The following is a 15,853-nucleotide window of genomic DNA, read 5'->3' as shown; positions in this document are numbered from 1 at the left end:
TCCTCGCACAATCAGGACAGCGCAACACTGGCGCTGCCGGACTGCGCCGCACCGCTGGCGCGCGAAGGACAGAGCTGCGCGCCGGGGAATTCGGCGGGCTTGGCCTGCGGGCCCAAGGTCTGGTGATCAGAGGCATGGACGTGATGCGCGCCTTGCGTAAAGCCGGTGATGCCCTCCGCAATGACCAGTTCACTGCCACCGCCATTGAGACGGATGCCTTTCTTGGCTTTGAGATTGATCCAGTCCCGCGTGCTGATGATGTCCACCACCTTCTGCGCAAGGATCTCCATGCCGTCGTTCTGCGCCTGGATCTCCACGCGGCCACTGGCGGCGATCAACTTCGCGCCCAGGCGATAGGCAAGCAGGGAGAGCTTTTCTGCCGCACTGGCAAAGAAGGATTTGCCGGCCGCTAACGAGACATGGCTGCCAGCCGTGAGAGCTGCATGTTCCGCGCTGGCGAGGTGGGTGGAGGCACCGGAGCTGGCCTCGATGCCGCAGGGGCTGGAGAGGACCAGATGCGGTTCGGCCAGTTCAGGGAAACGGCCGTCCTGAGCGCCTCCTTGTCCCTTGATGGCCTCGTTCTGGCTCTGGATGGCTTGCGCGGCCTCGTGCTGATCCGCATTCTTGTCCTGGGCCTGATGCTCCTGGGCCAGTTTGCTGAGACTTGCCACCGTGTCGTGTGCCTGCGCCAGGCGGCCTGCGGTCTCGGCCATGTCGGTCATGTGGCCGCGCGCCTTGGGGCGTGGCTCGCTGGTGAGCAGCAGGCCTTGCGCCGCACGGACCACGCCATGTGCGTCAGTTCGTAGTTCGAAACCTGCGCCCCTCGCATCCTGGCGCCCCGCGTGCCGTTCTATACGCGTCACATGGCCCAGCGCTAGCTGGCTGTCGAAGGCGTCGCTGCGTACTTGCGTCTGGATCGCCTCGTGGGTGTCGTCGAAGAGCACGTGTCCGGAGCGCCCACCCGCCGCATTGCCGGCACCTGGTGCCAGCTCGCGGCTACGCAGGCCCGACAAGGCGGCCTGCGAGGGCAGGGCCCAGGGCGGCATGTTGAGTTGATTGACGACTGAACCGGTGATGATGGGACGATCCGGATGTCCTCCCAGCCATTGCACGATCACCAGTTGTCCGACCCGGGGTACCGCGACCAGCCCCTGTTCGGCACCAGCCCAACTGCTGGCGACTCGTATCCATGCCGTACTGTGTTCGTCATTGCGACCCTGCAGATCCCAATGAAATTGCACTTTGACACGCCCATATTCATCCACATGCAGATTTTCGCCGGAAGGACCGACGACGGTGGCGGTCTGCATGCCGTGCAGGACGGTGGGCTGGCTGGTGTAGCCACGGCCGGGACGCCAGGGCAGCAGCTTGCGCGCACAGCGCACGTGATTGGCGTAGAACGGCGGGGTCTCTGCATCCTGCAGATAATTGTTGCTGGCGCTGTGCTCCACGCTGATGATCAGAAATTCCTGATCCTCAGCGCTGGCGTCGCCGCCGACGGCAAGGTGTTCCGAGAAATGTCCTGTCAGACGGAAACTTCGCCCTGGCTGCAGGTAACGGCAATTGCCCTTCCCCTCGAACAGTTGCGCTGCCGCCTCGAATTCCTCCATGCGCACGCGGCTTTGACGGTCGCCGGCCTCAAGGTTGGAAAATCCGTAGGCTCCTGTGTATTCGTAGTGCTCCACCGGCAGCACCGCGCCCTGTTTGTTCAGAGTCGGTACGTCCACCTGCTGCGGTCGCGCCGTCTTGAAGTCATAGCTCGACAGACGGGTGCTGGCCGGCTGGAACTGGCGCACCATCGACCACTGCGCCATGCCGTCTTCCTCAATGGCACCGCCGTGATGCTGAAACGGGACTTGGCCGCCGCCATCGATGGGTTTGGCATAGGTCGAATCGTCCGACAGCCTGAGCTGATGTCCGTCTGTCTGGTGTTCATAGTGGTAGTGCCAGCCTGCATCTTCCCAACGCCGATGCAGCAGGTTGCTGTCGCTCTCGTCGAACTGGAACATGTCGGTGCGCACCGGATCGTCATGCCGCAACTGGCAGTCCCAGCGGGCATGTGACGGATAGGCGCTGAAGATCTCGGCGCTCAGACCTTCAAGGTTCCGCTGATGAAAGATGCGATTGTTGATGCGCGCGGCCAGGAATGCCATCCACGGCACCAGCCGCGCTTCGTAGAAGGCGATGCCGCCGTCGGTGCGCAAGAAGGAAAAGCGCTCGACATAACCCGTGAAGTGGCGCTGCGTTCCATCCGCGCGCACCAGTGCCACCCGCAACAACTTGCCCATCAGCGCCTCCAGCGGGATGCACGCATCGTCGCTGAGCAGTTCCAGCGTATAAGCGTAATCGCGGCTCAAGGCCTCGCTGGCATTGAGGCGATTGATCAGCAGTTCGACGTCGGGGGCATCGTCATTGACGAAGTGGAGTTGCAGGATGCGTTGATGCTGGCGCTGCCGGGTCAGGCTGTCCCAGCCGGTGGTGCGGGAATGCATGCGTGTCCTTCTGCGGGAAAAATGAATATCCCGAAGAAGGCAGGGAAGACTTCAGCAAGCCGAATCGGGAAGCGCAGATGTTGCACGATGGCTTGCTTGAAGTCTGTTGAATTGCTTCGATAAATGCTGTGTATTTTTTTGCGTGAGGAGCAGGCCGGACGCCGGTAGTCTGTCGATTTCAGGACTGCGAGAACGCGATGAATTCGTCTGCGAGACTACGATAGAGGCGACGATATTGTGCCAGCCTGCGCTGCAGTTGTGCCTGCCTTGCAGCATCGGGGCGATACCATTCCAGTACCTCGGGTGGTACGCACACGCTGACCGCATCCTCCCCCGTCCGCGCCAACCTCCCCAGCCTCGCCGCCCCCAGCGCCGCACCCACTTCCGCCCCTGCATGCCGTCGCAGAGGCATCCCCAGGGCGGTAGCACACAGCTCCCCCCAGAACGCACTGCGTGATCCACCGCCCACCAAGGCCGCACTCTCCAGCGTAGTGCCCGCAGCCTGCAAGGCCGCATAGCCATCGGCCATCGCAAAGGCCACGCCTTCCATCACCGCATAGGCCAGATCCGCAGTCTCATGCGCGGGCGTCATGCCAAACAGCACGCCCTTGGCCGTCGCATCATTGTGCGGCGTGCGCTCGCCATTCAGATACGGCAGAAACACGGGAGCCTGTGCCTGCTGCGTCGCCGTCAATCGCTCCGCCCCCGCCACCAGCTCCGCCACCGGCCGCGCCGTCACGCCCGAGAGCCAATGCAGGCTGGCCGCGGCCGACAGGATCACGCTCATCTGATGCCATTGCCCCGGCAGGCAGTGGCAGAACGCATGCACGCCCTGCTGTGGATTGGGCGCATGCCGCGCCGTGGCGGCAAACAAGACGCCCGAGCTGCCCAGCGAAAGGAAAGCACCCCCCGCCTGGATCACGCCGATGCCCACGGCGCTGGCCGCATTGTCCCCGGCACCACCGGCCACCACCACCGGGCCGCTGATGCCCCATTCGCGCCGCAACTCCTCACGCAACTGGCCGGCCACGTCACTGCCTTCGACCAGGCGCGGCATGTGGCTGCGATCCAGCCCGGTGGCCGCCAGCATGCGGTCGGACCAGTCGCGCTGCGCCACATCCAGCCAGAGCGTGCCGGCCGCGTCCGACATCTCGGAGACGAATTCTCCCGTCAGTTTCCAGCCCAGGTAGTCTTTGGGCAGCAAGACCTTGTCGATGGCGCGGTACACCGCCGGTTCGTATTTCGACAGCCACAGCAGCTTGGGTGCCGTGAAACCCGGCATGGCCCGATTGCCGGTGATGGCGGGCGCATCCGGCACCAGCGCTTCCAGCTCGACGCATTCCGCATGGGCGCGCATGTCGTTCCACAGGATGGCAGGGCGCAATACATTGCCGTTGCGATCCAGCAGGGTGGCGCCATGCATCTGGCCGGAGATGCCGATGCCGCGCAGGGCCTGGAAGGCTTGCGGGGCCTCGGCACGCAGCGCGGCGATGGCGTCGAGCGTGGCGTTCCACCAGGCCTGCGGCGCCTGCTCGGACCACAGCGGATGCGGGTTGTCCACCCGCAGGCGGGCGCTGCTGGTGGCGATGACGTGGGAGTCGTCGTCGGTGAGGACGAGCTTGACTTCGGAAGTGCCGAGGTCGATGCCGAGATAGCTCAAATCATTTTCCTTTGCGTGCAAGTGGAGAGGCGCTACGCCACCGCCCGGACTTCATCGTTGAGCCGGTGCAGCGCACGGAAGCGCGAGGGCGGCATGCCCTTGTGAGCCAGGAACTGGCGATTGAAATTGGAAAGATTGTTGAACCCGACCCGGTAGCACACCTCGGTCACGCTCAGTTCGGTGCACATCAGCAATTCGCAGGCTTCGTTCAGGCGCAAACCGTTCTGGTACTGGATGAAGGTGCAGCCCGTATGCCGCTTGAAGAAGCGCGTAAAGCTGCTCACGCTCATGCCCGCCAGTTCTGCCACATCGCTCTCGCGCAGGTTGCCGCCCAGGTTCTGGCGGATGCAGGAAAGCACCTGGTTGATGGTGGACGACATGTGGCGCTGGGCATCCAGGTCGTAGCCCGGTCCGGCCAGGGGCTTGCGTTCGAGGCAGGAGGCCAGCTGTTCCAGCACGCTCATCATCAGCACCACACGGCGCGCACCGCCGGCCTGCGCCAGGTCTTGCATCAGCGGAATGATCGACCTGCCCAGCGCATCAGGAAACTGCAATCCGCGCGCCGCGCCCTCCAGCAGATCCTGCAAGGGCGAGAGCTCCGGGATGGCCCCCAGCATGCGGTCAGCGAAAGGCCGTGAGAACTGCAGCACCAGGTCGCGCGCGCCCACGTGTTCGCCCGCAGCCAGGTTGCTGACCCAGTTGTGCGGCAGGTTGGGTCCGGTCAGCACCAGGTTGCCGGGACCGAAGTCGCCGATGAAGTCGCCCACGAAAAACTTGCCGCTGGATGCGGTGATGACGTGGACTTCGTATTCAGGATGAAAATGCCATTTGGCCACCGTATGCGGGTAGTCATGCACCCACGCCCTGAACGATTCGTCCTGGCGGGTATGGACCAGCTCCAGATCCGGACTCATGCTTTGTCTCCTTGCCATGCGGGCCGTCGTCTTGTCCGTCGACCGCGAAGGCGGCGGGCGGCAGCGACAGGTTCTCTCCGCTGTGTACATCGAACACGTGCAACGCGTGCTGATCGAAGGCCAGGTGCAGGCGCTGTCCCGCCTGCGGCAGGTGCTGCGCGCTCACCAGGGCGGTCAGCGTCTGTGCGCCCCAGCGGGTGGTCAGGAGGGCATCGGCCCCCAGGATCTCCACCAGTTCCACATCGACCGTGCAGGTCAGGCTGTGGGCGGCGTCCTGCTCACCGGCCATGCGGACATAGTCAGGACGCACCGCCAACTTTACCGCCATTCCCGGTGCCAGGCGTGAAAACCTTTCATCTTGCAGGATCCAGCGCTGGTCTTCGCAGCGCACGGCCAGCGTCGCGCCATCGCGTTCGACCACGCCATCGAGGAAGTTAATGGCGGGTGTACCGATGAATCCCGCCGCAAAGAGCGTGCGCGGATAACGATAGAGCTCGGCCGGCGAACCCGCCTGCACGATCTGTCCGCCGTGCATGAGGATGACGCGGTCAGCCAGGGTCATGGCTTCCAGCTGGTCGTGGGTGACGTAGACGGTGGTGGTGCGCAGGCGCTGGTGCAGGCGCTTGATGTCGCCGCGCAATTGCGCGCGCAGCTTGGCATCGAGGTTGGAGAGCGGTTCATCGAACAGGAACACCGACGGCGTCTTGATGATGGCGCGCGCAATCGCCGCGCGCTGCTGCTGGCCGCCGGACATGGCGCGGGGCTTGCGCTCGAGCAGGGCATCCAGATTCAACATGGCCGCCACTTCCCGCACGCGGCGGTCGATCTCGTCGGCCGGGCGCTTCAGGCGGCGCAGGCCGAAGGCGATATTGTCATACACGTTCATATGCGGATAGAGCGCGTAGTTCTGGAACACCATGGCCACGTTGCGATCCCGCGCCGGCAGCGCGTTGACCACCTTGCCGCCGATCGAGAGGGTGCCGCCGCTGATCTCTTCGAGCCCGGCGATCATGCGCAGCATGGTCGATTTGCCGCAGCCCGAGGGGCCGAGCAGGACCACGAATTCGCCATCACCGATGGTGAGGTCCAGCGGATGCAATACCGGCGGGCCACCGGCGTAATGCTTGGACAAGCCCTGGCAGCGGATGTCGGCCATGGTCAGCCTTCCATTTCGATCTGGATCTTCACATCCTGCGGACGGCCGCGCGCGGCTTCCTCGAAGGCCTCGATCCCCCGGGAGAAGGGGAAGCTGCGTGAAATGAAAGGCTTCACATCGATCATTCCCGAGCTCAGCAGCGCCAGTGCGCGCGGGAAAATGTTGGCATAACGGAAGACCGATTCCAGCCGCACTTCCTTGGTCTGCATGGTCACCACGTCCAGCGCCACCGGCTCCGGCGGCATGCCCACCAGCACCGCGCAGCCACCGGGACACACCAGGTCCAGCAGGGTCTGGTAGACGCCGGCATGGCCCGACGCCTCAAACACCACATCGGCACCCCAGCCCTCGGTGACTTGCTGCACCACGTCGGGCAAGGCCTGCTGCGTCACATCCACCGTGATGACGGCGGGATTGTTGGCGAAGTGGGCCAGCTTCTCGGCCACCACATCGGCCAGGATCACGCGCGCCGCACCCCCGGCCAGGGCTGCCAGTGCAGTCATGGCGCCGATGGTGCCGGCACCGATCACCACGACCGTATCGCCCGGCTTCATGCGCGCCTTGGTGGCGGCCTGCAGGCCGATGGACAAGGGTTCGACGATGGCTCCTTCGGCAAAGCTGACATTGTCCGGCAGCCGATAGGTGAAGGCCGCCGGATGCACCACGCTGCCGGTCAGGCAGCCGTGAATGGGCGGCGTGGCCCAGAAGCGCACCGAGGGGTCGAGGTTGTACAGGCCGCGCAGCGTGGCCGGCGAATCCAGGCGCGGGATGCCCGGCTCCATGCAGACGCGGTCGCCGACCTTCAGTTGCTTAACGTCGCTGCCGACTTCGATGATGGTCCCTGAGGCCTCGTGCCCCAGCACCATGGGCGCTTCCACCTTGAAGGGCCCGATGCGGCCGTGGGTGTAGTAGTGCAGGTCGCTGCCGCAGATGCCCACGGTGTGGATGCGGATGCGCACATCCTGGGCACCGAGATCCTGCGGCAGGTCGATGTCGCGCAGGGCCAGTTCACGCGTGGCTTCGAGTACGAGGGCTTGCATGGGGTCTCCTTATTTTCCGGTGAGGATGGAATTCAACAGCCGGCTCAAGACGCCGACAAAGATCAGGGGCGGCAGCGCCAGCAACACCGTGGAGGCATTGATCACGCCCCACGGCACTTCCTGCCCCATGGAAGTAAAGGCCGAGGCCACCACCGGCAGCGTGGCGCTGTTGGAGGAGGTCAGCGCCAGGGCGATCATCAGTTCGTTCCACACCAGCACGAAGCTGAAGATGATCCCGCCCAGCAAGGTGCCGGCGCAGTTGGGCAGGGCGATCTTCCAGAACACCGCATAGGGGCCATAGCCGTCGAGGGTGGCGGCTTCCTCGATCTCGCGCGGCATGCGCTGGAACACGGGGATCGACAGCCAGGTGATGGTGGAGAGCGTGGTCAGCAGGTAAGTCACGATCATCGAGAAGCGCGTGTCATACAGCCCCAGGTCGACCCAGATCGCAATGAGCGGAATGGCCACCGCCACCGGCGGCAGGAAGCGCAGCGAGAGCAGGAAGAACTGGATGTCGCGCTTGCCCGGCACGTGATAGCGCGCAATCACGTAGGCCGCCGGCACACCCATGAGCGTACCCAGCAGCACGGCGCTGCCGACGATGACGGCACTGTTGGTCAGGCCCACCAGCACTTCCGGACTGCCGATGACCTGGCGATAGTTCTCCAGCGTCGGCGTGAAGAGAAAGCGCGGTGTCGGCGTGACGATATCCAGCAAGGTCTTCAGCGAATTGAGCAGCGCCCACAGCAGCGGAAACACTGCCACCAGCACCAGCAGGATGCCCACGCCCCAGACGGCGCAGCGTGCGATCAGTCTTCCCATTTGCTCACCCGTTTCCAGATCAGGGTAAAGATCAGCGTGGTCGCCACCATCATCAGCACCGCCATGGTGGAGGCATACGAGACCTTGCCGGACAGCCCGATGCCTTGCGCATAGGCATACATGTCCAGCGTTTCGGTAGCCACGCCGGGCCCGCCCTTGGTCATCACGTAGATCAGGTCGAAGGAGCGCAGCGACTCCACCATCTTGATGAAGACCAGGCTGATGAGCGGCGCCTTCAACATCGGCAGGGCGATGTAGGCATACACCTGCCAGGTGCGGGCGTGGTCCAGCCGCGCCGCCTCCAGTGGCTCGGGCGGCAGGGTTTCCAGCAGCTTCAGGACGATCACGGCGAAGAACAATCCCCACTGCCAGATATCGACAGCAGCGACTGCATAGAGCGCCAGCAGCGGGTCCGACAGGAAGGCAGTGTCATGGATGCCCGCCAGTCCCAGCAGCCAGCCCAGGATGCCGGTCAGCGGCGAATACATGAACTTCCAGATGAATGCGGCCGACACGCGCGGCAGCAGCACCGGCGTGATCAGCAAGACGCACATGGCTTGCCGCCATTTGCCATGGACGTTTTCAAACAGGTAGATGGCGATGAGGATGCCGGCCACCACCGCACCCAGCACGGTGACCACTTCCCAGATCGCCGAGACTTCGATGGCATTGAGAAAGCGCCGGTCCGACAGCAGCCGCTCGACATTGCGCAGCCAGACATAGTCGCTGTCGGGATAGCGCAGCACGCGGTTCTTCAGTGCCAGGTTGATCGCCGCCACCGTCGGTACCAGCCCCAGCACCAGCATCACCAGCAGCGATGGGCCGAGGAACAGGTAGGGCAGCGAGGTCTTTCCACGATTGAACATGCAGGACTCCGGAGTCCGCCCCGTTCCGGCAAGGGAACAGGGCGGCTACATCGTTTGACGCGGTTGAATGAAGTAAATTATTTACGCGCGTGTTCCATCGCATCCTGCGCATACTGGGCGGCTTCGTTCAGGGCACGCGGAATGTCCTTCTGGGTACCGGTGAAGACTTCTTCCAGCGCCACGCCCAGGTTGTCGCCGATGTCCGGCCACTGCGGGCTGGGCCAGATGGTCAGCTTGGAGACCGGGGTGGTGTCTTTCAGGCCGGCCAGGATCTGCGGCTTGACGTTCTTCTGGAAGTAATCGCTCTGGATGGTGCTGGTGCGGTTGTAGTCGCTGAAGACCTTGTCGCGCAGGCGCGCCTGTTCCTGTTCCTTGCCGGTGGCAAAGGCGATGAACTTGCCGGCCGCCTGGCGCGTGCATTCGTCCTTGGCGCCGATGGCGGAGATGGCCAGCCCGTGGCCGTAAGCGGCCGAGGGCAGCGGTGCCGGCGGACGGGCATAGCCGACCTTGTCGGCCACGCTGGACTTGCTGCTGTCTTCCATCCAGTCGGCGAAGGGCGTGGACTCGATCATGAAGGCCACCTTGCCCGAGCGGAAGGCTTCCAGTGCATTGCTCCAGTCATAGGTGGCCGCACCGGGAGGGCCGTACTTGAACAGTTCCGCATAGAGCTGCGTAGCCTTGACAGCCGCCGGTGAGTTGAAGGCCGGCTGGTTGTTCTTGTCGGTCCACTGGCCGCCCTGGGCCAGCATGAAGGGCGCCCAGCGCCACACGTTCATGCCCGAGCCGCGCTGGCCGCGCGCCACCCAGCCATAGACGCCGGGCGGCGAATGCAGTTTCTTGATGTCGGCCACCAGTTCGTCCAGCGTGCGCGGCACCGGCAGGCCGGCCTTCTCCAGCAGGTCGCGGCGATAGAAGAGGAAATCGGAACCGCCGATCAGCGGCGCGAAATACGCCACATCCTTGTAGCTGGCCACCGCCCGGCGGCCGGGCAGGAAGTCGTCATAGTCGGCCTCCTTGGGGAAGTACTTCAGCAACGGCACGATCCAGCCAGCCGAGGCGAACTCGGCTACGTTGGCTTCATCGACGTAATACACCTGGTAGGAACCGGCCTTGGTGGAAGCATCCAGGCGCGACTTGGCGCGCCGGTCGTTCTCGCCGAAGTAGCTGATCTCCACACGGGTGCCGGTGCGCTTCTGGTAATCGGCCAGCGATTTCTCCATCACCGTCAGGCCCAGGCTCTTCTGCGCCAGCACCTTCAGCACGGGGACATTGCAGGACTGCGCCGATGCCACCAGGGGCAGGGCAGCGCCAAGGACGGCGCACGCGGCGCCCAAGCAGATCTTGTTCACGGTTTGTCTCCTGGTATTTTTTATCGTTCAGGTCGGGCGCAGAGGCGGGGGGATTCGCCAACACCCTTTGCCTTCACAGGCAGGAGCAAGAGTACGAGGGCAGGGCGCGCCGCTCCACGCCAAAAGCGTGCGGCGGGCTGATACTTTTTGATCGTTTGTTGTGGGGGCTGCGCGTTTTTGTATTACCGCTGCATGGGAAAGAAAGGCCTCAGCCCGCCAGCGCCGGCAGGCTCACGGTAGCCACCAGCCCGCTACCTTGCGCCGGCGCATCAAGCCGGATCGCGCCCTGCGAAGCCTGCACGATCTCGCGCACGATGGCCAGGCCCAGGCCCGAGCCCGGCTGGTCCGGCGCGGCATTGCGATAGAAGCGCTCGAAGACGCGCTCGCGGACCTCGGCCGGGATGCCGGGCCCGTTGTCGGTCACGGTGATGATGATCTGGCTGCGCTTCTGCTCCAGTCCCACCGTGACCTTGCCGCCCTCCGGCGTATAACGCAGGGCATTGTCGATCAGGTTCATCAGCAAGCCCATCAGCTGCGCTTCATTGCCGTTGACCATGGCGCTCTCCAGGGTAGTCTCCAGCCCCAGGTCGATGCCCTTCTTGAGCGCCAGTCCGGCCAGTTCCTCCAGCACCATGGCGGCCACCGCCAGCAGGTCCACCGGCGCACGCGGGAAGGCACTGCTGTTGGAAGCTTCAGCCTGCGAGAGCAGCAGCAGCTTGTTGGTCAGGTCGGTCATGCTGCGGCTGCCTTCCTGCAAGGAGGCCAGCACCTGTTTCACCCGCGCCGGATCGTCCAGCTGGCGCGCGAACTGGATCTGCGAATCGATCACCGCCAGGGGCGTGCGCAACTGGTGCGCGGCATCGGCCACAAAGCGCTTCTGCACCGTCACCTGGGCATTGAGGCGGAAGATGTACTGGTTGATGGCCTCCACGATGGGCCGCAATTCCTGCTGCAGGCCACCGGCACGCAGCGGCGTGAGCGAATCCGGTTCGCGCGTGGCCAGCTCATCCTTGAGCGCCAGCAGCGGCCGCAATTCCATCGTCAGGCCCAGCACCACCAGGCTGATGGCCAGCAGCAGCAGCACGATCTGACGCCGCAGCGAGGCATGCCACTGGTCGTCGATCATTTCCTGCCGTCCCTGCATGGTCTGGCCCACCGAGACCGCCACCATGCGCAGCGTACCTTCATCGAACAGCGCGCGAATGTAGCTGACCACGCGCAGCGGCTTGCCCTCGAAGGTGGTCGTGGTATAGACCGGATAGAGCGCCGCAAAGTCAGGCTCGGCGGGGAAGTCGGGGCGTCCGGCCAGCAGCGTCTCGTCATCCATGCGCACCTGGTAATACACCGCATCCTGCGCCGGCGAGGCGAACAGTTCCAGCGCTGCAGGAGGGATCGAGACCACCGGTGCACCATCGTTCCAGCCGACCTGGCCGGCCATCATGCGGGCCGAGGCCAGCAGTGCCCGGTCCTGCACGAGGGTGGCGCTGGAGACGGCATTGTCATACGCGTCGCCCGTAGACAGGCCCACGTAGACCGCCATCGGAATCAGCAGCCACCACAGCAGCCGCAGGCGCAGGCTGTCAATCATCTTTTTGTTTGAGCAGATAGCCCAGGCCGCGCAGGGTCATGATGGCCGCGCTGGAGTGCTCCAGTTTCTTGCGCAGGCGCGAGATGTAGATTTCGATGGCGTCCGCGCTCGGTTCTTCGGAGAGGCTGAAGACCCCCTTCATCAACGCGGTCTTGGAAACCGTCTTGCCTTGCTTCAACATCAACACTTCGAGCACGTCATGCTCGCGCGCCGGGAGCGCCAGCGTCACGCCGGCCACCGCGAACTGGCGCGTATTGCTGTCATACACCAGGTCGCCGCAGTGGATCTCGGCGGCCTTGTCGGGTGTCTGGCGGCGCACCAGCACCTTGATGCGGGCCACCAGTTCGCGGATCTCGAAGGGCTTGACCAGGTAGTCATCGGCCCCGGCACCGAGGCATTCGACCTTTTCATCGATGGAGCCGCTGGCAGTCAGGATCATCACCGGCACGCCGTTGTGGCGCTCGCGCAGGCGGCGCAGCACGTTCTTGCCGTGCAGCTTGGGCAGCATCAGGTCCAGCAGGACGACGTCGTAGTTCTCGTCGCGCAGGACCTGGTCGGCGATCTCGCCATCGGCGGCGATATCGACCTTGAACTTGTGTTCCTTGAGGATCTGCTCCAGCCAGTGGGCGAGCTGGGGATTGTCTTCGATCAGGAGCAATTTCATGCGATGGTCTCGTGTTTCTGGAGGTTCTTTTTTGTTGCGCTGCAAAGCAGAAAGCCGGAATTTGGAAAGCTGGATGAAGGTTTCGGCTTCTTAGAATAGGCCCGCAGTCTACAAGAGATGGCGACAGACCATCCAACCAAAATGTGGAGACAATCATAATGCGTCACGACCTTCGCGTGTTCCCGCCCCTCGGAACGCCTGCCCTGCGCCGCCGCCTGCTGGCCCTGGGCGCCACTGCCATCGCTGCCTGCGCCCTGGGCCTGGCGGCCCCGCAAGCCCATGCAGCCGACAAGATCATCATCATGGTCGGCGGCATCAACAAGCTCATCTATCTGCCACCCAAGCTGGCCGAAAGCTTGGGCTACTTCAAGGAAGAAGGCCTGGACGTGGAGCTGCAATCGCAGCCGGCCGGGGTCGATGCCGAGAATGAACTGCTGGCCGGGGCCGTGCAGGCCGTGGTCGGCTACTACGATCATTCCATCGACCTGCAGAGCAAGGGCAAGGAAGTCACTTCCATCACCCAGCTGCTGCTGGTGCCGGGCGGCATGGAGATGGTGCGCGCCGACCTCGCCGACAGCGTGCGCAGCATGGCCGATCTCAAGGGCAAGACCCTGGGCGTGACCGGGCTGGGCTCGTCCTCCAGCTTCCTGGCGCAATACCTGGCCAGCCGCGCCGGTCTCAAGGCGGGCGACTACTCGATCCTGCCGGTCGGTGCCGGCAATACCCTGATCGCCGCCATGAAGCAGAAGCGCGTGGACGTGGCCTGGACCACCGAGCCGACCACCTCCATCCTGCTGGCCTCCGGTGCGGCCAAGGTGCTGGTCGACATGAGCAGCGTGGAAGGCACCAAGGCCGCGCTGGGCGGACTGTATCCGGCCTCCAGCCTCTACGTGCATCGCTCCTGGATGATGAGCCACAAGGCCGACGCACAGAAGCTGGCGCGCGCCTTCGTCAAGACGCTGAAATACATCCAGACCCATTCGGCTGAAGAAGTGGCCGACAAGATGCCCAAGGACTATTACGGCGGCAACAAGGCCATCTACGTGCAGGCGCTCAAGGCTTCGCTGCCCATGTATTCGCCTGATGGCAAGATGCCTGCCGGCGGGCCGGAACAGGTGTTGAAGGTGATGGCCGGGTTCAATCCCAACATCAAGGGCAAGAACATCGACCTCTCCAAGACCTATACCAACGAGTTTGTCGACGCGGTAAAGTGAATTTTGCCGGTTATATGAAGGCACCGTAGAATCCACGGGCTTTCGCACTGATTTCCTGGAGCTGACGTGAACAAAAATCTCCGCCGTGGCCTGCTGTCGCTGGCCGTTGCCGGCACCATGCTGGCCGCATTGCCGATCCACGCTTTGGCTGCCGCCAAGGTCACCATCATGGTGGGCGGCATCAACAAGATGGTCTACCTGCCCGCCAAGCTGGCCGAACAACTGGGCTACTTCAAGGAAGAGGGCCTGGACGTGGAACTGCAGTCGCAGCCGGCCGGGGTCGATGCCGAGAACGAACTGCTGGCCGGGGCCGTGCAGGCGGTGGTCGGTTTCTATGACCACGCCATCGACCTGCAGACCAAGGGCAAGGAAATCACCGCCATCACCATCCTGGGCCAGGTGCCGGGCGAAGTGGAACTGGTCTCCACCAAGGCCGCACCGCACTTCCAGAGCATGGCCGATGCCAAGGGCAAGACCCTGGGCGTGACCGGGCTGGGCTCGTCCACCAACTTCCTGACCCAATACCTGGCCTCGCGCCACGGCATCACCTCCAAGCAGTTCTCGGTGCTGCCGGTGGGCGCGGACAATACCTTCATCGCCGCCATGAAGCAGGGCCGCATCGATGCCGGCATGACCACCGAACCGACCGCCTCGCTGCTGCTCAAGAATGGCGATGCCCAGGTGCTGGTCGACATGCGTACCGTGGAGGGAACGGTCAAGGCGCTCGGCGGGCTGTACCCGGCCTCCAGCGTGTATGTACAGCGCAGCTGGCTCAACAGCCACAAGGAGGAAGCGCAGAAGCTGGCACGTGCCTTCGTGAAAACGCTCAAGTTCATCAACACGCACACCGCCGAGCAGATCGCCGAGAAGATGCCCAAGGACTACTACGGCAGCAACAAGGCGCTGTATATACAGGCCCTGAACAATTCGCTGCCCATGTATTCCCCGGACGGCAAGATGCCCAAGGGCGGGCCGGAGACCGTGCTGGCCGTGCTGTCCGGGTTCAATCCCAACGTCAAGGGCAAGCATGTGGACTTGTCCAAGACCTACACCGATGAGTTCGTCAACGCCGTGAAATAGGCTGGGACTGGCTGCAGGCCAGTCTTCCTGAAAATTATATAAACGATATACGCCATGATGCGCGACAGCGCGTCAGGGGCGCGCTCAACCCGAATTCAACCCCACGCCACGAAAGAGCCCCACGATGAACGCCATCCACCAGCAGGCCTTCACCCCCGCCGGCCAGGCCGCCCAGGCCACGCCTGCCATTGAATTGCGCAACGTGAGCTGCCGCTTCATCACGGCCGACGGCCGGGCGACAGTGGCCCTGCGCGATTTTTCCATGAGCGTGGCGCGCGGCGAATTCGTGGCCGTGGTCGGCCCGACCGGCTGCGGCAAGTCGACCACGCTTTCGCTCATCACCGGCCTGCTCAAGCCGACCCTGGGCGAGGTGCGGGTGATGGGGCAGCCGGTCAACGGCATCGATCCGCGCATCGGTTTCGTGTTCCAGAACGATGCGGTCTTTCCTTGGCGCAGCGTGCGCGACAACGTCGCCGCTGGTCCCATGTTCCGTGGCCAGTCCAAGGAGCAGGCCCATGCGCTGGCCGACGAATGGATTCGCCGCGTGGGCCTGGACAAGTTCGGCGACCACTATCCGCACCAGCTTTCCGGCGGCATGCGCAAGCGCGTGGCGCTGGCCCAGACCTTCATCAACAGCCCCGAGATCCTGCTGATGGACGAACCCTTCTCGGCGCTGGACATGCAGACCCGCACCCTGATGCAGGATGAACTGCTGCGCCTGTGGTCGGCCCATTCGGGGTCGGTGGTGTTCGTCACCCATGACCTGGAGGAAGCCATTGCGCTGGCCGACAAGGTCTATGTGCTCACCGCCCGCCCGGCTACCTTGAAGAGCGTCTATCCGATCGACCTGCCGCGTCCGCGCGTGATGGAGGAAGTGCGCTACGAGCAGCGCTTCATCGATATCTCGCGGCGCATCTGGGCCGATCTGCGCGAGGAAGTGTATATCGCCTGAGGCGCCATGCCGTGCAGCCACATTGCCTATCCAATTCTGAAACACAGGGGACTCCC

The 15,853-nt window shown here is 63.9% G+C and carries 13 protein-coding genes; 3 read left to right on the top strand and 10 right to left on the bottom strand.

Annotation, left to right across the window (positions count from 1 at the left end):
• Window positions 1-11 precede the first annotated feature (11 nt).
• The 10 genes from MKD49_RS03110 to MKD49_RS03065 all read right to left on the bottom strand — a co-directional run bounded on the left by MKD49_RS03110 (window position 12) and on the right by MKD49_RS03065 (window position 12,551).
• Window positions 12-2,492 (bottom strand): type VI secretion system Vgr family protein, encoded by a 2,481-nt coding sequence (locus MKD49_RS03110; RefSeq protein WP_252695420.1) that lies wholly within the window; start codon window positions 2,490-2,492, stop codon window positions 12-14.
• A gap of 178 nt (window positions 2,493-2,670) precedes the next feature.
• Window positions 2,671-4,152 carry a xylulokinase gene (gene xylB, locus MKD49_RS03105; protein WP_252695419.1) on the bottom strand — a complete coding sequence of 494 codons (1,482 nt, stop codon included), beginning with the start codon at window positions 4,150-4,152 and terminating at the stop codon, window positions 2,671-2,673.
• Between the two features lie 32 nt (window positions 4,153-4,184).
• Window positions 4,185-5,066: an AraC family transcriptional regulator gene (locus tag MKD49_RS03100; protein ID WP_252695418.1), complete on the bottom strand. Its 882-nt coding sequence runs from the start codon at window positions 5,064-5,066 to the stop codon at window positions 4,185-4,187.
• Window positions 5,002-6,222, bottom strand: coding sequence for an ABC transporter ATP-binding protein (locus MKD49_RS03095; RefSeq protein ID WP_252695417.1), 1,221 nt, complete (start codon window positions 6,220-6,222; stop codon window positions 5,002-5,004). Before MKD49_RS03095 ends, MKD49_RS03100 begins: the two co-directional genes overlap by 65 nt.
• Window positions 6,223-6,224: 2 nt before the next feature.
• Window positions 6,225-7,262 carry an NAD(P)-dependent alcohol dehydrogenase gene (locus MKD49_RS03090; protein ID WP_252695416.1) on the bottom strand — a complete coding sequence of 346 codons (1,038 nt, stop codon included), beginning with the start codon at window positions 7,260-7,262 and terminating at the stop codon, window positions 6,225-6,227.
• Between the two features lie 9 nt (window positions 7,263-7,271).
• Entirely contained in the window at window positions 7,272-8,084 is an 813-nt protein-coding gene (locus tag MKD49_RS03085) for a carbohydrate ABC transporter permease (protein ID WP_134223054.1), read from the bottom strand.
• Window positions 8,072-8,950, bottom strand: coding sequence for a carbohydrate ABC transporter permease (locus MKD49_RS03080; RefSeq protein WP_204725826.1), 879 nt, complete (start codon window positions 8,948-8,950; stop codon window positions 8,072-8,074). The genes MKD49_RS03085 and MKD49_RS03080 overlap by 13 nt, the downstream gene beginning before the upstream one ends.
• Window positions 8,951-9,027: 77 nt before the next feature.
• Window positions 9,028-10,299, bottom strand: a complete 1,272-nt coding sequence (locus MKD49_RS03075; protein ID WP_204725825.1) for a sugar ABC transporter substrate-binding protein — start codon at window positions 10,297-10,299, stop codon at window positions 9,028-9,030.
• 208 nt (window positions 10,300-10,507) lie between these two features.
• Window positions 10,508-11,887 carry a sensor histidine kinase gene (locus tag MKD49_RS03070; RefSeq protein ID WP_121045255.1) on the bottom strand — a complete coding sequence of 460 codons (1,380 nt, stop codon included), beginning with the start codon at window positions 11,885-11,887 and terminating at the stop codon, window positions 10,508-10,510.
• A complete protein-coding gene (locus MKD49_RS03065; RefSeq protein WP_034338420.1) occupies window positions 11,880-12,551 on the bottom strand; it encodes a response regulator in 672 nt (223 codons plus the stop codon). Before MKD49_RS03065 ends, MKD49_RS03070 begins: the two co-directional genes overlap by 8 nt.
• A gap of 158 nt (window positions 12,552-12,709) precedes the next feature.
• Here MKD49_RS03065 and MKD49_RS03060 point away from each other — a divergent pair, with 158 nt between their 5' ends.
• From MKD49_RS03060 to MKD49_RS03050, 3 genes are all read left to right on the top strand, one after another.
• Window positions 12,710-13,765: an ABC transporter substrate-binding protein gene (locus MKD49_RS03060; RefSeq protein WP_252695415.1), complete on the top strand. Its 1,056-nt coding sequence runs from the start codon at window positions 12,710-12,712 to the stop codon at window positions 13,763-13,765.
• A 66-nt stretch (window positions 13,766-13,831) separates the two neighbouring features.
• Entirely contained in the window at window positions 13,832-14,845 is a 1,014-nt protein-coding gene (locus MKD49_RS03055) for an ABC transporter substrate-binding protein (protein ID WP_252695414.1), read from the top strand.
• Between the two features lie 124 nt (window positions 14,846-14,969).
• Window positions 14,970-15,797, top strand: a complete 828-nt coding sequence (locus tag MKD49_RS03050; protein ID WP_252695413.1) for an ABC transporter ATP-binding protein — start codon at window positions 14,970-14,972, stop codon at window positions 15,795-15,797.
• Window positions 15,798-15,853 lie beyond the last annotated feature (56 nt).

Origin of the sequence: Herbaspirillum sp. WGmk3, assembly GCF_023952535.1 — a bacterium.
Lineage (GTDB): Bacteria > Pseudomonadota > Gammaproteobacteria > Burkholderiales > Burkholderiaceae_D > Herbaspirillum > Herbaspirillum huttiense.
The sequence above is the reverse complement of the archived record's forward strand: the minus strand, read 5'-3'. Positions and strand labels throughout refer to the sequence as shown.